At 71.6% G+C, this 18040-nt stretch carries 17 protein-coding genes; 9 read left to right on the top strand and 8 right to left on the bottom strand.

Going from position 1 to position 18040, the window contains the following annotated elements; translation table 11 throughout:
• Positions 1–70: 70 nt before the first annotated feature.
• Together AQJ27_RS06770 and AQJ27_RS06765 are read right to left on the bottom strand one after the other, a co-directional pair.
• Positions 71–811: a bifunctional DNA primase/polymerase gene (locus tag AQJ27_RS06770; protein ID WP_067363269.1), complete on the bottom strand. Its 741-nt coding sequence runs from the start codon at positions 809–811 to the stop codon at positions 71–73.
• A 202-nt stretch (positions 812–1013) separates the two neighbouring features.
• Entirely contained in the window at positions 1014–1679 is a 666-nt protein-coding gene (locus tag AQJ27_RS06765; protein WP_067363266.1) for a TetR/AcrR family transcriptional regulator, read from the bottom strand.
• Positions 1680–2083: 404 nt separating this feature from the next.
• Between AQJ27_RS06765 and ddaH the strand changes: the two genes are divergently transcribed.
• Positions 2084–2905 carry a dimethylargininase gene (gene ddaH, locus AQJ27_RS06760; RefSeq protein WP_341866063.1) on the top strand — a complete coding sequence of 274 codons (822 nt, stop codon included), beginning with the start codon at positions 2084–2086 and terminating at the stop codon, positions 2903–2905.
• An 82-nt stretch (positions 2906–2987) separates the two neighbouring features.
• On the opposite strand, the gene AQJ27_RS06755 is transcribed toward ddaH, so the two are convergent.
• The 3 genes from AQJ27_RS06755 to AQJ27_RS06745 form a co-directional block, all read right to left on the bottom strand.
• Positions 2988–3983, bottom strand: a complete 996-nt coding sequence (locus AQJ27_RS06755; RefSeq protein ID WP_067363264.1) for a small ribosomal subunit Rsm22 family protein — start codon at positions 3981–3983, stop codon at positions 2988–2990.
• A 251-nt stretch (positions 3984–4234) separates the two neighbouring features.
• Positions 4235–5344 carry a serine hydrolase domain-containing protein gene (locus AQJ27_RS06750; protein WP_235613451.1) on the bottom strand — a complete coding sequence of 370 codons (1110 nt, stop codon included), beginning with the start codon at positions 5342–5344 and terminating at the stop codon, positions 4235–4237.
• 17 nt (positions 5345–5361) lie between these two features.
• Complete coding sequence (locus AQJ27_RS06745) at positions 5362–6726, bottom strand: multidrug effflux MFS transporter (protein WP_067363258.1); 1365 nt, start codon at positions 6724–6726, stop codon at positions 5362–5364.
• A 110-nt stretch (positions 6727–6836) separates the two neighbouring features.
• On the opposite strand from AQJ27_RS06745, the gene AQJ27_RS06740 reads away from it, so the two are divergent.
• Together AQJ27_RS06740 and AQJ27_RS06735 are read left to right on the top strand one after the other, a co-directional pair.
• Positions 6837–7844, top strand: coding sequence for a Gfo/Idh/MocA family protein (locus tag AQJ27_RS06740; protein WP_067363255.1), 1008 nt, complete (start codon positions 6837–6839; stop codon positions 7842–7844).
• Positions 7845–7960: 116 nt separating this feature from the next.
• A complete protein-coding gene (locus tag AQJ27_RS06735) occupies positions 7961–8746 on the top strand; it encodes an SDR family oxidoreductase (RefSeq protein ID WP_067363252.1) in 786 nt (261 codons plus the stop codon).
• Positions 8747–9033: 287 nt separating this feature from the next.
• On the opposite strand, the gene AQJ27_RS06730 is transcribed toward AQJ27_RS06735, so the two are convergent.
• Positions 9034–10314, bottom strand: coding sequence for a D-alanyl-D-alanine carboxypeptidase family protein (locus tag AQJ27_RS06730; protein WP_079064839.1), 1281 nt, complete (start codon positions 10312–10314; stop codon positions 9034–9036).
• Positions 10315–10651: 337 nt separating this feature from the next.
• Between AQJ27_RS06730 and AQJ27_RS06725 the strand changes: the two genes are divergently transcribed.
• Positions 10652–12124 carry an ABC transporter permease gene (locus AQJ27_RS06725; protein ID WP_067363249.1) on the top strand — a complete coding sequence of 491 codons (1473 nt, stop codon included), beginning with the start codon at positions 10652–10654 and terminating at the stop codon, positions 12122–12124.
• A gap of 84 nt (positions 12125–12208) precedes the next feature.
• Entirely contained in the window at positions 12209–12922 is a 714-nt protein-coding gene (locus AQJ27_RS06720; RefSeq protein ID WP_054230873.1) for an ABC transporter ATP-binding protein, read from the top strand.
• Positions 12923–13037: 115 nt separating this feature from the next.
• Here the strand turns inward: AQJ27_RS06720 and AQJ27_RS06715 are convergent, their stop codons facing one another.
• The gene (locus AQJ27_RS06715) at positions 13038–13364 is read right to left on the bottom strand and encodes a hypothetical protein (protein ID WP_067364708.1); all 327 of its coding nucleotides are present in this window, start codon (positions 13362–13364) and stop codon (positions 13038–13040) included.
• Positions 13365–13506: 142 nt separating this feature from the next.
• Here AQJ27_RS06715 and AQJ27_RS06710 point away from each other — a divergent pair, with 142 nt between their 5' ends.
• The 4 genes from AQJ27_RS06710 (at position 13507) to AQJ27_RS06695 (ending at position 16896) form a co-directional block, all read left to right on the top strand.
• Positions 13507–14052, top strand: coding sequence for a DoxX family protein (locus AQJ27_RS06710; protein ID WP_067363247.1), 546 nt, complete (start codon positions 13507–13509; stop codon positions 14050–14052).
• Between the two features lie 62 nt (positions 14053–14114).
• Positions 14115–14447 carry a MazG-like family protein gene (locus AQJ27_RS06705; RefSeq protein WP_067363244.1) on the top strand — a complete coding sequence of 111 codons (333 nt, stop codon included), beginning with the start codon at positions 14115–14117 and terminating at the stop codon, positions 14445–14447.
• 175 nt (positions 14448–14622) lie between these two features.
• Positions 14623–15945: a hypothetical protein gene (locus AQJ27_RS06700; protein ID WP_235613485.1), complete on the top strand. Its 1323-nt coding sequence runs from the start codon at positions 14623–14625 to the stop codon at positions 15943–15945.
• Positions 15946–16230: 285 nt separating this feature from the next.
• A complete protein-coding gene (locus tag AQJ27_RS06695; RefSeq protein WP_067363238.1) occupies positions 16231–16896 on the top strand; it encodes a histidine phosphatase family protein in 666 nt (221 codons plus the stop codon).
• 58 nt (positions 16897–16954) lie between these two features.
• Here the strand turns inward: AQJ27_RS06695 and AQJ27_RS06690 are convergent, their stop codons facing one another.
• On the bottom strand, positions 16955–17992 hold the full coding sequence (locus AQJ27_RS06690) for a LacI family DNA-binding transcriptional regulator (protein ID WP_067363236.1): 1038 nt from the start codon (positions 17990–17992) through the stop codon (positions 16955–16957).
• Between the last annotated feature and the right edge of the window lie 48 nt (positions 17993–18040).

The raw sequence follows: 18040 nt of genomic DNA, 5'->3' as shown, positions 1-18040 counted from the left end.
CCGGGGAGGCTCGGCCGGTTCCGGTGAGGCCGGTTCCGGTGGGCCAGTCGCGATGGCCAGGTTCGGTGGACTAGTTGCGGTGGGGCCAGGCTGCCAGCTGGTCGTCCGACTCGTTCTCGCCCACGTAACGGGCGCAGGCGTCCGTCAGGGCCTCGAGCAGGCTCAGGGGGTCGGGGAGGGGGTGTTCCGGGCCCCGTACCCAGTCGACCGTCAGACCACCGGGGAGCTGGGCCGGCGGCACGAGGACGTACGAGCCTCGGCAGTGCCAGCGCAGACCGGGGTGCTCGTCCGTCGTCTCGGGGTGCGAGTCCAGCTCGCACGGCCACCACTCGTCCTCGTCCTCGGGCGTACCGCGGGTGAGTGTGAAGAAGAACATGCGGCCGTCACCGCTCTGCGCGACGGGCCCCACCTCCACACCTGAGGCGAGCAGCCGCTCCAGCGCCTTGCGGCCCGCGTCCACGGGCACGTCGAGGACGTCGTGCACCATGCCGGTCGCGGTGATGAAGTTGGCCTGCGGCTGATGCCGGACCCACCGCTCGATCTGGGCGCGGTCGGTCGTGGACTGGGTCTGCCAGGCGAAGGAGACGGGGTGGCGCGCGGGGGTGGGACAGCCGACGCGGTCACAGGAACAGCGGTAGCCGGAGGGGTACGCGGCCTGCGCGAGCGGCAGCCCCGCGGCGGCAGCGGCGATCAGCAGGGCCTCACGGCCGCCGTCGGCAGCGATCTCTGTCGCACCCTTCGGACGGCGACCACGCAGCCACTGGGAGATCCTGCCCTGCGCACCGGAGCGGCGGCCGAACTCTGCGCTCATCAATCCCCTAGCCAAGCAGTTGTGCCGACAGCGGTCGTGTCGCGGCGTCCACGTCCATCACGTTCACGTTCATCGCGTTCACGTCATTCGCGTTCACGTTCTCAACCAATCGTGCCGACGAACGCCTTCGACAACCTCTATGGTCCCACCCTCCTGCGCCCCGAATGGACAGAGCCCCCCATCCGGGGCGCTTTGGCATGATTCATCCCCGTGGAGCGAGGCCGTACAGCGCGTAGTCGACGAGGGTGTCCGTATACGCGTACGAGATGGGACCGGTGTGCTGGAGCCAGCGCTGCGCGAGCGGGGAGACGAAGAGTTCCAGGGCGATGCGGGGGTCGATGTCCGGGCGCAGGTCGCCCTTGTCCTGGGCGGACCGCAGCCGCTTCACGTAGAGCTGGAGCTGGGGTTCGAGGAGCCCCGCCACGAACTCGGCGCCGAGCGGTTCGTTGACGAGGCCTTCGGCGGCCAGGGCGCGGGCGGGGATCTCGAACCTGGGGTCCAGCAGTTCGTCGACGGTGGCGCGCAGGACCTGCTTGAGGTCGGCCGCGAGATCGCCGGTGTCGGGGATGTCATACGACTCGTGGCCCGCCTCACGAGCGGTCCGCTCGCCGAGGTCCATGAAGGCGTCCAGCAGCACCGCGGCCTTCGAGGGCCACCACCGGTAGATCGTCTGCTTGCCGACGCCCGCGCGGGCGGCGATGCCCTCGACCGTGGTCTTGGGGTAGCCGACCTCGCCGACGAGGGCGAGGGCGGCGTCGAAGATCGCCCGACGGGACTTCTCGCTGCGGCGGGTGGAGTCGGGGGTGGGTTTGGCAGGGGTGGGTTTGGCGGGGGTGGGTTTGGCGGCGGGGCGGGGCGTGTGGGCCATGGGGCGAATCTAACAGGATGACAAGACGGGGCGTCTCGTGACCGGCTGCGGGCCGGTGGGGGCTGGGCGCGCAGTTCCCCGCGCCCCTCAAGAGCGCCGGTGCGCATCTTTCAGCCCGTCCGGCGTCTGAAGACGAGGCCGTCAGGCCGATGGGGGGCCTGGGGCGCAGCCCCGGCCCCCCAGGGGCGCGGGGAACTGCGCGATCGGCCCCCACCGGCCCGCAGCCGACGAACCCACCCGGGGGTCTGGGGGTGCAGCCCCCAGGTACGGACGGGACGGGTAGGGGCGGCGGGGGCGAGAACCGTCGTGGCCCCGCGAAGTCCACCCGTTCGCCAGGGGGCCGACGGGCCCCGCGGACCGCACCATGGGCATCACCTGCCCCTGCGGTACGTGAGGAGCCCTCCTTGCAGCCTCCCCGCCGCGCCACACCCCGGCGCTATCTGATGTGCCCACCCGCACACTTCGACGTCACCTACGCCATCAACCCGTGGATGAACCCCGCCAAGCCGGTCGACGTGCCGCTCGCCGTCGCCCAGTGGGAGGACCTGCGCAGCCGTTACCTCGCGCTCGGCCACACGGTCGAGGAACTCACCCCGCGCCCCGGCCTGCCGGACATGGTCTTCGCCGCGAACGGGGCGACGGTCGTCGACGGCCGGGTACTGGGCGCCCGCTTCGCGCACCGCGAGCGCGAACCGGAGGCGGCGGCCCACCTGGAGTGGTTCCGCGCGCACGGCTTCCCGCACGTCCACGAGCCGGTCCACGTCAACGAGGGCGAGGGCGACTTCGCGGTCACCGCCTCCTACGTACTCGCCGGCCGTGGCTTTCGCGCGAGCCCCCTCTCGCACGGCGAGGCCCAGGAGTTCTTCGCGCGACCGGTGATCGGGCTCGACCTGGTCGACCCCCGCTACTACCACCTCGACACCGCCCTCGCCGTCCTCGACGACACGACGGACGAGGTCATGTACTACCCGCCCGCCTTCTCCCCCGGCAGCCGGGAGGTGCTGCGGCGACTGTTCCCCGACGCGCTGGTCGCCGGTGCCGAGGATGCCGCCGCGTTCGGCCTCAACGCGGTCTCGGACGGCCTGCACGTGCTGCTGCCGCAGGCAGCGACGGGGCTCCTCGGTCCGCTGCGGGAACGCGGCTTCGAGCCCGTCGGCATCGACCTGAGCGAGCTCCTCAAGGGCGGCGGCAGCGTGAAGTGCTGCACACAGGAGCTGAGGTGTTGAGGAGCGGAGGAGCGGAGGAGCCGAGGAGCCGAGGAGCTGAGGTGCTGAGGAGCCGAGGTGCTGAGGTGCTGAGCTCCGGCTGCTAGTCCTCCGTGGGCGGCGGTGGCCAGGCGTCGCCCCAGTCCGCGTCGCGGGCCGCCCGGTACAGCGGCCCGTGACGCTTGGTCACCGTCTCGCGGTGCAGGGCCTCGTCGGGGCCGCACAGGTCCAGGAGTACCTGGCCCTTGCGGATCTGCGGCTTGCGTACGACGCGGGAGGGGGCCGGGGCCGGCGGGAAGCGGGTGGCGGCGACGTAGCTGAACTTCTCGTCCTCGTAGGGCAGGGAGCCGCCCTTGACCTGACGGTGCAGGGAGGAACGCGCGACCCGGGCGGAGAAGTGGCACCAGTCCTCGCCGGGGACGATCGGGCAGGCCGCGCTGTGCGGGCAGGGGGCGGCGACGTGGAACCCGGCGGTGATCAGACGGTCCCGCGCCTCGATGACGCGCGTGTAGCCGTCGGGCGTACCGGGCTCGATGATCACGACGGCCTGGGCGGCGGTCGCGGCGGCGGTCACGACGGAGGCGCGGTCGGCGTCGGTGAGCTCGCCGAGGACGTAGGAGACGGTGACGAGATCAGTGCTCTCGATGGTGAGCGCCGATCCGATACGAGAGCGGTGCCATTCGGCGGACTTCAGTTCCGGGTTCGCCGCGGCGATCTCGCGACCCAGCGCGAGGGCGGGCTCGGCCCAGTCGAGCACGGTCACGGGGCGGGCGCCCGCCCAGGTCGCGTTCACCGCCCAGGTCGCGGCGCCCGTGCCGCCGCCGACGTCCACGTGGCTCGCCGGCGTCCACTCCGGGACCGTGTCCGCGAACGCCTCCAGCGCCGATCGCACTGCCTCGAATGTCGCCGGCATGCGGTAGGCGGCGTACGCGACCACGTCCGAGCGGTCGCGGAGGACCGGGGTGTGGGTGGGGGTCGTTCCCCGGTAGTTCGCGATCAGCCGGTCGACCGCCTGTGTGGCCGCCTTCGGCGGGAGGCCGTCGAGGAGTCCGGCGAGGGCGGTACGCAGGGTCTCGGCGGGATGTACGGGGACGTTCACCCGCCGATTCTACGGTCGCCGCAACGGGTCTCCCGCCCCCGCCGCCCCTACCCGTCCCATCCTCACTTGGGGGCTCCGCCCCCAAACCCCCGATCGGCCTGAACGGCCTCGTCCTCAAACGCCGGACGGGCTGAAAGATGCGCGCCAGCGCTTCTGAGGGGCGCGGGGAACTGCGCGACCAGCCCCCACCGGCCCGCAGCCAAACAACTACCGCCCAGCCACGACGCACCCGCAGTGAACAGAACCCCCGCTCACGCTCCCCGTACCGCCCGCGCCAGCCGCGTCCCCGCCTCCGCCCGGGGCGCGCTGTCCGGCGCGCGTCGGCGGGGATGCACCGTGTTCGCGAGGAGCACCAGGAACGTGTCCGTCGCGGGGTCCAGTACGAGGGACGTACCGGTGAAACCGGTGTGCCCCGCGGCGCCCCGCCCGGCCAGCGCACCCATGAACCAGGGCTGGTCGACGGCGAAGCCGAGGCCCGGCGGGGTGAGCATCAGCTCGACGAGGTCGGGGCCGAGGATGCGGGCGGGGCCGTAGGAGCCGCCCGCGAGGAGGGTCCTGCAGAAGATCGCCAGGTCGTGGGCCGTGGAGAAGAGGCCCGCATGCCCGGCCACCCCACCGAGCGCCCAGGCGTTCTCGTCGTGCACGACCCCCCGCAGCATCCCCCGGTCCGCCTTGCCCCACGGCCGCCGCTGGTCCTCGGTCGCCGCCGCCCCCGCGCACGGCCCGAAGGACGTGGCGGTCATCCCGAGCGGCCGGGTGATCCCGTCGCGGACGAGGACGTCGAGCGTGCGGCCGGTGACGCGTTCCAGGACGTGCTGGAGGAGGAGCGGGTTCAGGTCGGAGTAGACGTACTCGCCCGGCGGCGACGAAGGGGCCTCGGCCCGCAGCAGGGCGAGGCGCGCCGCGTCGTCCGGGCAGTCGCACAGCGGGAGTTCGGGGCGCAGCCCGGAGGTGTGCATGAGCAGCTGTCGTACGGTGATGTCGTGGGCGGAGGCCGCGCGGAACTCCGGCAGATACGCCCCCACCCGCGCGTCGATCCCCAGCGTGCCCCGCTCCAGCTGCTGCACCGCGGCGACCGCCGTGAACAGCTTGGTGAGGGAGGCCAGGTCGAAGGGGGTGTCGACGGTCATCGGCCGCCGGTCCCCGGGCGGCAGTTCGACCCCGGTGTCGGTCTTCTCGTCGTACGAGGAGTAGCGCACAGCCCAGCCCGCCGCCTCCTCGACGGCGATGACCGGGCCGCGGCCCGCGACCAGCACGAGGCCCGCCGTCCAGGGGCGCGGCCCACGGGTGAGCGTGCGGACGTCCCGTACGAGGTGGCGCAGTTCCGTCGGGTCGAGTCCGGCCCGTTCCGGGGTGTCCACGCGCAGTCTCGGTGCGCTCAGCTGCCCGCCGCCTTTCCGTCCGCAGTGTGTCCCGTCTGCCAGGGACGGCACAGTCCCACGAAGAAGACGATCGCCACCAGTACCGCCGCCAGTTGGACGACGGCCATCGGGACCGCGGTGTGTTCCCCGGCGATGCCGACGAGCGGGGAGGCGATCGCGCCGATGAGGAAGGAGGAGGTACCGAGCAGCGCGGACGCGGAACCGGCCGCGTGCCGTACCCGCATCAGGGCCAGCGCCTGGGTGTTGGGCATGGCGAGGCCCATGGCGGACATGAGGACGAAGAGGGCCGCGGCCACCGGGACGAGTCCTGCCTTGCCGAAGACGCCCGTGGACAGCAGGAGCAGCGCCGTCGCGGCGAGGGCGATGAGGGCGAGGCCGACCGCGAGGACCTTGTCGAGGCTGACCCTGCCGACGAGGATCTTGCCGTTGATCTGGCCGACGATCACCAGGCCGACGGAGTTGATCCCGAAGAGCAGGCTGAAGGTCTGCGGGGAGGCGCCGTAGATCTCCTGGATCACGAAAGGAGAGGCGCTGATGTATGCGAACAGTGCCGCGAAGGCGAACCCGCCCGCCAGCGTGTAGCCGGTGAAGACGCGGTCGGCGAGCAGTCCGCGCATGGCGCGCAGCGCCTCACCGACGCCGCCGCCGTGGCGCTGCGCGGGCTCGAGGGTCTCGGGGAGCTTCCGCCAGACGAGCGCGGTGAGTGCGATGCCGACCGCCGTGAGGAGGACGAACACGCCCCGCCAGTCGGTGGCGCGCAGGATCTGGCCGCCGATGAGGGGCGCGACGACGGGGGCGACGCCGGAGATCAGCATGAGGGTGGAGAAGAAGCGGGCCATCGCCATGCCGTCGTACAGGTCGCGTACGACGGCTCGCGCGATCACGATGCCGGCCGCACCCGCGAGGCCCTGGGCGAGGCGGAAGGCGACGAGGAGTTCGACGTTCGGGGCGAGGGCGCACAGGGCGGTGGCGAGGACGTAGACGACGAGGCCGACGAGGAGCGGGCGTCTGCGGCCCCATTTGTCGCTCATCGGTCCGACGACGAGCTGGCCGAGCGCCATCCCGGCGAGGCAGGCGGTCAGCGTGAGCTGGACGGTGGCGGCGGGGGCGTGCAGTGCGCGGGTGACCTCCGGCAGGGCCGGGAGGTACATGTCCATCGACAGCGGGGGCGTGGCGGTGAGTCCGCCGAGGATCAGGGTGACGAGCAGTCCGGTGCGGCGGAGTGCACCGGGGTCCGGCGCCTGGGGCGCCGCCGGTGCGTCGGCCACCGCGGGTGCGTCGGCCACCGCCGTGTTCGGTATGTGCCCCTCCGGGGCCTCCGTGCCCTTCGGGTCCCGCCTGGTGTGCCCGCGCTCGGGCATGAGCCCCTCCCTCTTCGAGTAATCCGCCACCTATGCTCTCAGTTCGAACGGAGTGTTCGGGGTCACAGAACTTCACGTGGCAGAGCGAGTGGCAGAGCGAAGGGCCGGGAATGACGGGCGTGGGCGAGCGGGTGCGGTGGGGGATTCTGGCGACCGGCGGGATCGCGGCGGCCTTCACGGCGGATCTGGTGGACATGCCGGACGCCGAGGTCGTGGCCGTGGCCTCGCGGACGGACGCCTCGGCGAAGGCGTTCGCCGAGCGGTTCGGGATTCCGAGGGCCTACGGGGACTGGGCCTCGCTCGCGGCGGACGAGGACGTCGACGTCGTGTACGTCGCCACTCCGCACTCGGCGCACCGGGTCGCCGCCGGGATGTGTCTGGAGGCGGGACGCCATGTGCTGTGCGAGAAGGCGTTCACGCTGAACGTGCGCGAGGCGGAGGAACTCGTCGCGCTCGCCAAGGAGCACGACCGCTTCCTGATGGAGGCCATGTGGATGTACTGCAATCCGCTGGTCCGGCGGCTCAAGGGTCTCGTCGACGACGGTGTGATCGGTGAAGTCCGCACGATTCAGGCCGACTTCGGGATCAATGGCCCGTTCCCGCCGTCGCACCGGCTGCGGGACCCCGCGCAGGGCGGTGGCGCGCTGCTCGATCTCGGCGTCTATCCGGTGTCGTTCGCTCAGTTGTTGCTCGGGGAGCCCTCGGGCATCACCGCGAGAGCGGTGCTCTCCGACGAGGGCGTCGATCTCCAGACCGGAGCACTGCTCACCTGGGAGAGCGGCGCTCTCGCTTCGGTGCACTGCTCCGTCAACGGCGGCACCCCCGTCTCCGCTTCCGTCACCGGTTCCGAGGGCCGCATCGACGTCCCGGGCGGTTTCTTCTTCCCGGACCGGCTCGTGCTGCACCGCGACGGCCGCGACCCCGAGGAGTTCACGGCCGACCCGGCGCACGGCCCGCGCACCAGCCTCAAGCACGAGGCCGCCGAGGTGATGCGCGCCCTGCGGGCCGGCGAGAAGGAGTCACGGCTCGTCCCCCTGGACGGCAGCCTCGCCGTGATGCGGACGCTCGACACGATCCGCGCCCAGATCGGCGTCCGCTACCCCGGAGAGACCGACTAGGAGGGGCCGACCAGAACGGTCCGCCCAAGACGGTCCGCCCAGGACGATTCGACCAGAACGGTCCGACCAGGACGCCGACACCGCACGGCAGCCCCTCCCGATTACGCTGCGGGCCCATGAATGCCCTCAACGACTCGAACGCCCTGCCCGCCTCGCAGGCGAAGATCGCGGTGGTGACCGGCGCGGGCTCCGGCATCGGCCGTGCGGTGGCCGTCGAACTGCTGCGCACCGGCTGGTCGGTGGCGCTCGCCGGACGCAAGCCGGAGACGCTGGAGGAGACGGCCGCCCTCGTCCCCGAGGCGCCCTCCCTCGTCGTACGCACCGACGTCTCGCGCCCCGACGACGTGGCGGCCCTGTTCGACGCCGCGCGCGAGCGCTTCGGGCGGCTGGACCTGCTCTTCAACAACGCGGGGACGTTCGGGCCCGGCGGTGTCCCGGTCGAGGAACTGCCGTACGAGGCATGGCAGCACGTCGTGAACACGAACCTCAACGGCGCGTTCCTGTGCGCGCAGGCCGCGTACCGGCAGATGAAGGAGCAGGACCCGCAGGGCGGCCGGATCATCAACAACGGCTCGATCTCGGCGCACACGCCCCGCCCGCTGTCGGTGGCGTACACGGCGACCAAGCACGCGCTGACGGGGCTGACCAAATCGCTGTCCCTGGACGGGCGTCCGTACCGGATCGCCTGCGGTCAGATCGACATCGGCAACGCGGCGACCGACATGACCGAGCGCATGCAGACGGGAGCGTTGCAGGCGAACGGGGAGACGGCGGTCGAGCCGGTGATGGACGTGGCGGACGTGGCACGCACGGTGCGGCACATGGCGGAGCTGCCGCTGGAGGCGAATGTGCAGTTCGCGACGGTACTGGCCACCGCGATGCCGTATGTCGGGCGTGGCTGACGGGCCCCGGACAGCTCGTCGACGGCTCGTCAACGGCTCAACCTACACAAACGGAAGCTGAATCTCCGTACCGTTCGGGCCGGTGGCGGGCTTATGCTCGTGGCTTCTCCACCAGAGCTTCACACTTGGAGTGGAGGACTTCGGTACGACCACGGTCCACACCGAGGGGGGTGGTGGCAGCCGTTCCGCGGCCCGGGTGGGGGTGGACCTCGCGTGGGACCGTGAGGTGAGCTCCGGGCCTCGGAACGGCTGTCCCAATAACGGCCGACCCCCAGCGGCGACCGCGGTCAGCCCTGGTGACGCTCCTGACGTTCCTGACCGTCACGACGATCCCGACCGTCACGACGATCCCGACCGTCACGACGATCCTGACCGTCATGACGTTCCTGGCGTCCGTCCGGGGCCTCGTCCCCGGCCACACGCCGCCGCCTGCGCCACGCGTACGCCCCGCCCGCGAGCAGCGCGACCGCTCCCCCGGCCCCGCCGACCAGCCCCCACGACGACGAGCCGCCGCCGTCCGCGGCCGCCGCGGGCGCTCCGGCCGCCGCCCTGGCCGCCTTCCGGGTGGGGGCCGCGGAGGCGCCGCCCTCGCTGAGCGGATCGACGAGGGTGCCCACGGACCGGGCCTTGGCGCCCTCCTTGAACCCCCAGTCGAGCAGCGCGGCCGTCTCCTCGTAGACGCCGCTGCCGCCGCTCTTGGGGTGCATCACGGTGACGAGGAGGGTCCGCCCGCCGCGGGTCGCTGCGCCGGTGAAGGTGTTGCCGGCGTTGCTGGTGTAGCCGTTCTTCACGCCGATGAGTCCGTCGTACGTCGGCACACCCCACGCGCCCGTCAGCAGGCGGTCGGTGTTCTGGATCTGGAAGGTCTTCTTGCCGCCGGCCGGGAAGTTCGCGGTCTTCGTGTGGCAGTAGGCGCGGAAGTCGGCGTCGGCGAGGCCGTGGCGGGCGAAGAGCGTCAGGTCGTACGCGGACGACACCTGCCCCTTGTGGTCGAAGCCGTCGGGGCTGACCACATGGGTGTCCAGGGCCTGCAGGTCCTGGGCCTTGGCCTGCATCTGGGCGACCGTCCTGGCGAGGCCGCCGTTCATGTGGCTGAGGACGTGCACCGCGTCGTTGCCGGAGCGCAGGAAGACGCCGAGCCACAACTGCTCGACGGTGTAGGTGATGCCGGGCTTGACGCCGACCATGCTGGAGCCCGCGGGGATGTCCGCGAGGTCGGCGTCGGTCACCCGGTGCCGCTCGGTCCGCTCGAAGTTCTTCAGCACGGTGTCCGCGAAGAGCATCTTCAGCGTGGAGGCGGGCGCCAGGTGCGTGTGCGCGTGGTATGAGGCGAGCACCTCGCCGCTCTGGTGGTCGGCGACGAGCCAGGAGCGTGCGGTGAGCCGCTTGGGCAGCCCCGCGGCGGCGCCTACCTGGACGCCGGCGCGGGCGAGCCGCTCACCGCCGATCACGGGCGTGGCGGCCGACGCCGGAGAGGCCGCGGCCAGCGGGACCGCCGCGGCGAGGCCGAGGGCGGCACGGCGGGACAGCTGAGCGGCACGCGGGGGGACGGGAGAGGAATCGCGCATCCCGGGACCGTACAAAAGAAGTTCGCACGTCCGTACGCCGGGGTCTCGAAGTCGCCACGCGCCGGGGTCCCAAAGAAGGGCCACAGCGCACCCAAAGGCAGGGCGAGGGAACACCCCTGCCCCTACGTCCGGCCGACTCCTGCCCTCAGCACCCCACCCAACAGGGGTTTCCTGGCAATAGCCCCTCCGGACCTTAGGAATCAGCTGTCTTACGGAATATTGATTCCGGGCCCTACTTTCTCAGCTCTCACACATCTCTTACTCAGCCCCGCTCAAAGGTTTCTCCATAGCTTGTGGCCGCGCCCACAGCGGGCGCCAAGAACCTTTGGGGAACGGGATGTTTGGCATCTATCTCAAGCGTGAGCTGAGCCGGCGCAAGAAGGCGGCCCTGGTGATCGCCATGGGTCTGGCGCTCGGTATCGCGCTGGTCATCACCGTCAACTCGGTGTCGGCCGGCATGCAGCAGGCGCAGGACAAGGTCCTGAAGTCGCTGTACGGGCTCGGCACCGACATGACGGTGACCAAGGCCCAGGCGGCGCCTTCGAGCAACTCGTCCGGCAGACCGAAGTTCGACTTCAACGCCAAGTCGAGCAGCTCCACCAAGCAGAGCTCGGACCGCGTGATGACGCAGGGCGGACAGTCCCTGGCCTCCTCCCTGGTCACCAAGGTCTCCGCGCAGAAGGGCGTGGCGAGCGCGGTGGGCGCGCTGAGCCTGAACGTCACCAAGGTCGACGGTTCCTTCACCCAGGGCACCGCGAAGTCCTCGACGTCCGGCGGCTCCTCCCAGCAGGGCGGCCCCGGCGGCGGCCAGGGCGGCGGCAGCACGGGAGCGCCCCAGGTGCAGGGCGGCGGCGCCTCCTTCGACGTGAACTCGTACTCGGTCGCGGGCGTCGACGTCACCAACCAGGACCTCGGCCCGCTCGCCACCTCGAAGATCACCTCGGGCAAGACCTTCACGGCGACGCAGACCGACGCGAAGGTCGCGGTGGTCAGCAAGTCGTACGCCAAGGAGAACAAGTACACGGTCGGCAAGACCTTCAAGATCTCCGGCACCAAGTACACGGTCATCGGGATCGCGACGCCGGACAGCAGTGAGTCGACGACCGACGTCTACCTGCCGCTGAAGCAGGCGCAGACGCTGGGCGACGCGAAGAACAAGGTCACCACGATCTACGTCAAGGCGACCGACTCCAAGCAGATCACCACGGTCAAGACGACCATCCAGAAGAACATCTCGGGTACGACGGTCACCACCTCCGCCGACCTCGCCTCCACCGTCTCCGGCTCCCTGTCGACCGCCTCGAACCTGGCGACCAGCGTCGGCAAGTGGCTGTCCATCGCGGTGCTCGTGGCCGCGTTCCTGGTGGCGGCGCTGCTGACCTCCTCCGCCGTGTCCCGCCGGGTGCGTGAGTTCGGCACCCTCAAGGCGCTCGGCTGGCCCTCCCGCAAGGTCACCCGGCAGGTCGTCGGCGAGTCCATCGTGAACGGTCTGATCGGCGGCGCGCTCGGCATCGCCATCGGCCTCGGCGCGGCGTACGCGGTGACGGCGATCAGCCCGAAGCTGACCGCGGAGCTCGGCAACACCGGTGGTGGCGGCGGTGGCGGCATGGGCGGCGGCCCCGGCGGCGGCGGCCCCGGGCAGCAGGCGGTCAAGAACACCATGGAGATCGCGCTCTCCGCGCCGGTCTCGGTGACCACCATCGCGCTCGCCGCGGGCCTGGCCATCGCGGGCGGTCTGATCGCCGGTGCGATGGGCGGCTGGCGCGCCTCGCGGATGCGTCCGGCGGACGCGCTGCGCAGCGTCTCCTAGTCCCCCGCGGGCGATCCCGTTCGCGCCCCACCCCTTCTTCTCCCCTCTCCCACTTCAACGCCTGCTTCACCTTCGGAGAACCTCATGTACAAGCTCACCGGCGTCACCAAGCGCTACACGCGGGGCAAGGACACGGTGGAGGCGCTGCGTGGCATCGACCTCACCATCGAGGACGGCGACCAGCTCGTCATCCAGGGCCCCACGGGCGGCGGCAAGTCCACCCTGCTCCAGATGATCGGCGGCCTGGACCGTCCCTCCGCCGGCAGTGTCGAGCTGGACGGCGTCGACCTCGCCTCCATCAGCGAGGCCAAGCTGACCCGGCTGCGTGCCGAGAAGATCGGCATCATCTTCCAGTCGTTCAACCTCATCCCGACGCTGACCGCGCAGGAGAACGTCGAGACCGCGCTCGTACCGCTCGGGGTGAAGCCCGCGGAACGGCGCGAGCGGGCCGCCGAGGCGCTGCGTTCGGTCGGTCTCGGCGAGCGGCTGACGCATGCGCCGTCCGAGCTGTCGGGCGGTCAGCAGCAGCGTGTCGCCATCGCCCGCGCGCTGGTCAAGAAGCCGAAGGTACTCCTCGCGGACGAGCCGACCGGCAACCTCGACGAGGGCACCCGCGACGACATCATGGGCCTGCTGGAAGGGCTGTGGCACGAGTACGGGCTGACCTTCATCATGGTCACCCACGACTCGTCGATCGCCCGCCGGGCGCCGCGCCTGGCGACCATCAAGGCCGGGCAGATCACACTGACCGAGCAGGGGGGCCGGCGCCCCCTGTCCCAGCAGTACGTCCAGCAGTAGACGCGTCCCGGGGCCGCTCACCGTCCCAGCACGCGGTCGGCCTCGGCCGGCTGCGCGGCGGTGAGCGGCCTTCGCGCGTCGCGCCCGAGAGGTGCAGCTGGTAGAGGCCGACAGGTTACGCCTGGCCGGTCTCGAAGCGGGTGATCCTGCCGCCGTCGTCGACGATGAAGCTCCACCTCGTCTTCATCTCGCCCCAAGTGTCGTTGTTGTAGCGGGCGATGAGGGCACGGCCGCCGTTCGACTCGTTGTCGACCTCCATGTGGCCGCGGGAGGAGAAGATCTCCCGATCGGTCCAGTCGGCGAGGTCCCGGTCGGCACCGTCGTCGGACATGGTCGCGCCGGGTGCGAGGACGGCCTGGAAGGCGTCACGGTCATGGGCGTTCACAGCGGTGACGAAGGCCCGGACGGCCGGGTCGCTGAGTTTCGCTACCTGAATCGTCATGGGAGTCACCCTCACACCGGTCCCGGGCGCCCGCCACCCGAACGACACCCCGAACACGTCGGTCACACGTCATCGGTGCGACGGTGGAGACACGGGAGGAACCGTTGACCGTTGCCGCCGTCCGTCTGCTCTGGGAGCCACCGTGACCTGTTACGACCGAAGTGATCTGGGACTGCTGTTGCTCCGTCTGGGCACGGGCGGAGTGCTGGCCGCGCACGGGACGCAAAAGCTGTTCGGCTGGTTCGGCGGGGGCGGCCTGGAAGGGACCGGGACCGCCATGGAGGCCATGGGCTACACGCCCGGCAAGGCGAGCGCGGTGGCGGCGGGGCTGGCCGAGGCCGGCGGGGGCACCCTGCTGGCGCTGGGCCTCGCGACCCCCGCGGCGGGTGCGGCGGCGGCCGGGGGAATGGTGGGCGCGGCCGCGGTGCATCTGCCCAACGGGTTCTTCGCGATGAACGGCGGCTACGAGTACGCGGCGTCGCTGGCCCTGACGGCGGCGGGCCTCGCGGTGGCGGGCCCCGGCCGCCTCTCGCTGGACCACGCGCTCGGCCACACCGTGAACCGCTGTTGGATGGTCCCCCTCGCGCTCGGCGTGACGGCGGCGGCCACGCTGGCCGTGGTCGGCGCCCGGAACAAGAGGGTGCGCGAGGCGGCCGAGGGCAAACAGGAGGCCCTGTTCGAAGAGTAGGCGCATGCGCGGAGGCACGCGTGGACCGGGGCGCACGGCCGACGGTGCGGGAAGCTTGCCCCATGGCTGACGACGACGTCTGGGAATCCATCGACCACCTGCACTCCTGGCTGGACGCCCACCGCACGCACGGCGGCCGGGAGGGCCTGCTGCTGCGCATCCTGAAACTGTCGGAGGAGGTCGGCGAGGTCGCCGAGGCGGTGATCGGCGCGACCGGCCAGAACCCGCGCAAGGGGGCCGACCACACCTGGGACGACGTACGGTCCGAGCTCTGCGACGTCGTCATCACGGCCCTGGTCGCCCTGCGCACGCTGACGCCGGACGCGCGGGAGGTCTTCATGGCCCATCTGGCGGGCGTCACGGAGCGGTCGCTCGGGACTGATCCAACTCCGTGAGCCGCGCCCTCACTTGTTCACCCCGTGGACGTGTGCGGGCCGTCGGCAGTTGGTGGGGACGGCCGAGCCTTCTCGTCGACATCACGCCGACGAAAGGGTCCCCGTGCAGGACTACCTTCTCCCCCGTGGCCGCAGGACGCTCGCCGTTGCCAGTGGGGTGCTCGCGCTCGCCGCCATGGGGCTGGGAAGCCAGGCCCGAGCGGCGAGTTTCGGGACTCCGACGCTGTCGCTGTCGGCGGCCTATCTGTCCGGCGCGGTGGGGGCGAGCGGGGATCCGGTCGTGAAGGTGACGGTCGCACAGAGCGGCGCGGACGCCGGAGCCCTGACGGTCACGGTGACCAAGAGCAGCAAGACCTCCGTGGCGACCACCGCCGACGTCACGGTCACCGGCACCGGCGCCACCCGCCAGGTCGCCGTCGCCGCGCGCGGCCGGGGCTACACCGACCTGACCGTGAAGGTCACCGGCGTGGACGGCCAGACCGCCACCAAAACCCTGCACTACGCCGCGTCGGCCGCCGTCCAACAGGCCGCGGACAGCAGGTACTTCACGGGTTCCAGCGACGCCTCCGCCGCCGTGGACGTCGGGGGCGGCTATGCGGTGGTGGCGGACGACGAGTCCAACACCCTGCGCCTGTACGACCGTTCGGCCTCGGGCGCGCCCGTGAAGACCTGGGACTTCAGCTCGAACCTCGGTGTCTCGAAGGAGATCGACATCGAGGGCGCCGCGCGCGTCGGCGACACGATCTACTGGACGGGCTCGCTGGGCAACAACAAGGACGGCGAGTACAAGTCCGCCCGCAACACCGTCTTCACCACCAAGGTCAGCGGTTCGGGCGCGGCCACCGTGCTGTCGTACGGCGGCTCGTACGGCAAGCTCCGCGACGACCTCGTCGCCTGGGACGAGGCCCACGGCGACCGCTACGGCTTCGCGGCGGGCACCGCCGACGGGCAGGTCCCCAAGCAGATCGACGGGTTCAACGTGGAGGGGCTGGAGTTCGCGCCGGGGTCGACGACGACGGCGTACCTCGGCTTCCGCGCGCCGCTCGCCCCGGCGGTCGCCGACGGCAAGGCGCTCCTCGTACCCGTCACGAACATCGACAAGGTGGTCGGCAGCGGTGCCACGGCCGTCTTCGGGACGCCGATCGAGCTGGACCTCGGCGGCCTCTCCGTGCGCGACCTGCGCAAGAACGCCGCGAACCAGTACCTGATCGTCGCGGGCTCCTGGGCCGCCGACGACAACTCCGACCCGTACGCCCTCTACTCCTGGGACGGCGACCCGGCGCACGCCCCGGTCAAGCGGCTCGACCTGCCCACGTCGGACCCGGGCGGCTGGGAGTCGGTCGTCGACGTCCCGGACCTCACCGTTCCGGGCGCCCGCGCCCAGCTGATCACCGACGACGGCTCCGCCGACCTGTACGGCGACGGCACGGAGGCCAAGGACCTCACCCACCCCGAGTGGAAGAAGTCCCGGGCGACCTGGTTCACGATCGGCGGCTGAGGCACGGGGCGGGCGGCCGGGGCACGGGGCGGGTCTGCCCTGCGGGGCGGGTCCGTCCTGCGGGGTGGCTCTTCCCTGCGAGGCGGCTCCGTCCTGCGGGGCTACTCCGTCCTACGGGGCAGCTCTGCCCTTCGAGGCGGCTGCGTCCTGCAGGGCGGGCCTGCCCTTCAAGGCGGCTCCGTCCTGCAGGGCGGCTCTGCCCTGCGGGCCGACTCTGCCCCGCAGGGCTGCACCGCCCGCCCGGGCCGTCGCGTCCGTCGTAGCGCCGTCTGAGAAGGTGACCGTATGCGCCTGATCCTCATCCGCCATGGCCAGACCCCGTCCAACGTGGCCTTCCTCCTGGACACCGCCGTCCCCGGCCCGGGTCTGACCGACCTCGGCGAGAAGCAGGCCGCCGCACTGCCCCAGACACTCGCGGACGTGGACATCGACCTGCTGTACGTCTCCACACTGACCCGCACCCAGCTGACGGCCGCCCCATTGGCGGGCGCCCGCGGCCTCGAGATGGTCGTACGCGACGGCATCCGTGAGCTGGAGGCCGGGGACCTGGAGATGATGCGCGGCGACACCGCGGCGGCCAGGACGTACTTCACGACGGCGTTCGCCTGGGTGGCAGGGGACACCGGGCTGCGGATGCCGGGCGGCGAGAACGGCACCGAGGCGCTGGGCCGGTTCGACGCGGTGGTCGCGGAGGCCGCGGCGACCGGCGCGGGCAGCGTCGCCATGGTCAGCCACGGCGCCGCGATCCGGGTGTGGACGGCGGCTCGGGCGCACAACGTCGACATGTCCTTCGCGGCCGACCACCGGCTCGACAACACCGACATCGTGATCCTGGAGGGCTCCCCCGAGGAAGGCTGGACGGCGCTGTCCTGGGCGGGCACGGACATCGGCGGCGCGGCGCACGCGCGGGAGAGCGGCCCCGCGGGACAGCCGTTGGGCCCGACCGCGTAGACGTCCGCCTGTATCCCGCGGGTAGGGGATCCGTCCCCTACCCGCGGGTACGGGGTGCTCACACCGTCGGCACGTTGTACGGCGGCATGTTGTACGGCGTCACCACCTGGATCACCGACGGCAGGAACGGACCCTCGTCCGGCAGCGCCTGCTGGGCCCGCATGATGGTCTGGCAGGCGCGCCGCATGTCCTGGCGCAGGTCGTGGTGAAGCACCGCGGACAGCTTCCCCTCCGCCAGCAGCCGGGTGTTGTCGTGGTCCAGGTCGTGCGCGACGAAGGCCAGCACGCCCCGGCCGAGCGCCGCGAAGGCGTCGATGGTCGCGGTGTTGCCACCGCCGATGGAGTAGACGGCGTTGATCTCCGGATCCCGCTCCAGAGCCGCCAGGACCAGGGCCCGCTGAGTGGAGTCCAGCCCGTCGCTGTCCGTGACCTCGACCAGTCGGCGCAGGGGCCCGCCGCCGCGCATCCCGCTGCGGAAACCCATCTCGCGCTCCTCCTCGTTGCGGAAGGACCCCCGGCTGATCGTGACGAGCACATGGCCCGGACGGTCGGCGAGCCACTGGCGTATCAGGTAGGCGGCGGTGGCTCCGGCGGCCCGGTTGTCGATGCCGACGTACGCCAGCCGCGGGCTGCTGGGCAGATCCGTCACCAGCGTGACCACCGGGATGCCGGCCGCCACCAGCCGGCCGACCGCGGCGGTGACCTCGGGGACCTCCGGGGCCTTGAGGATCACTCCCTGAGAACCGCGCGCGGCGATCCTGTCGAGGTCCTTCACCAGCTCCGCCGCGGGGTCCGTCTCACGGAAGTGGAACCGTGAGCGGACGATCGCCGGGTGCAGGGACGGCAGTTCGGCCTCCAGGGCGTCGCGTACCGCCGAGGAGAACCGCTCCGGGGTCTGCATCACGATGTCGATCATGAAGGTGCGGCCGCCGATGCGGACCTGGGTGCGCTGCCGGTCCAGGTCCTTGATGGCCTGCTGCACCTCCCGCGCCGTGCTCTCGCGCACGCCGCCCCGATGGTTGAGGACCCGGTCGACCGTCGCCTCGCTCAGGCCGGCCTGCCGGGCGATCTCGCGGATCGTATACGGATGTCCCATGGGTTCCTTCGCTGCGTCCCGTGATCGAGGAGATCAGATCGAGGAGAT

It is taken from the genome of Streptomyces olivochromogenes, from assembly GCF_001514115.1.
GTDB classification, from domain to species: domain Bacteria; phylum Actinomycetota; class Actinomycetes; order Streptomycetales; family Streptomycetaceae; genus Streptomyces; species Streptomyces olivochromogenes.
This window is presented reverse-complemented; position numbering and strand designations above follow the sequence as displayed.

Bases quoted from the DNA above. Each gene is read 5' to 3' on its own strand.
- AQJ27_RS06735 (WP_067363252.1), top strand. From the start codon at position 7,961: ATGAATGCCCTCAACGACTCGAACGCCCTGCCCGCCTCGCAGGCGAAG.
- AQJ27_RS06720 (WP_054230873.1), top strand. From the start codon at position 12,209: ATGTACAAGCTCACCGGCGTCACCAAGCGCTACACGCGGGGCAAGGAC.
- AQJ27_RS06740 (WP_067363255.1), top strand. From the start codon at position 6,837: ATGACGGGCGTGGGCGAGCGGGTGCGGTGGGGGATTCTGGCGACCGGC.
- AQJ27_RS06765 (WP_067363266.1), bottom strand. From the start codon at position 1,679: ATGGCCCACACGCCCCGCCCCGCCGCCAAACCCACCCCCGCCAAACCC.
- AQJ27_RS06690 (WP_067363236.1), bottom strand. From the start codon at position 17,992: ATGGGACATCCGTATACGATCCGCGAGATCGCCCGGCAGGCCGGCCTG.
- AQJ27_RS06745 (WP_067363258.1), bottom strand. From the start codon at position 6,726: ATGCCCGAGCGCGGGCACACCAGGCGGGACCCGAAGGGCACGGAGGCC.
- AQJ27_RS06770 (WP_067363269.1), bottom strand. From the start codon at position 811: ATGAGCGCAGAGTTCGGCCGCCGCTCCGGTGCGCAGGGCAGGATCTCC.
- AQJ27_RS06715 (WP_067364708.1), bottom strand. From the start codon at position 13,364: ATGACGATTCAGGTAGCGAAACTCAGCGACCCGGCCGTCCGGGCCTTC.
- AQJ27_RS06730 (WP_079064839.1), bottom strand. From the start codon at position 10,314: ATGCGCGATTCCTCTCCCGTCCCCCCGCGTGCCGCTCAGCTGTCCCGC.
- AQJ27_RS06705 (WP_067363244.1), top strand. From the start codon at position 14,115: ATGGCTGACGACGACGTCTGGGAATCCATCGACCACCTGCACTCCTGG.
- AQJ27_RS06725 (WP_067363249.1), top strand. From the start codon at position 10,652: ATGTTTGGCATCTATCTCAAGCGTGAGCTGAGCCGGCGCAAGAAGGCG.
- AQJ27_RS06695 (WP_067363238.1), top strand. From the start codon at position 16,231: ATGCGCCTGATCCTCATCCGCCATGGCCAGACCCCGTCCAACGTGGCC.
- AQJ27_RS06700 (WP_235613485.1), top strand. From the start codon at position 14,623: ATGGGGCTGGGAAGCCAGGCCCGAGCGGCGAGTTTCGGGACTCCGACG.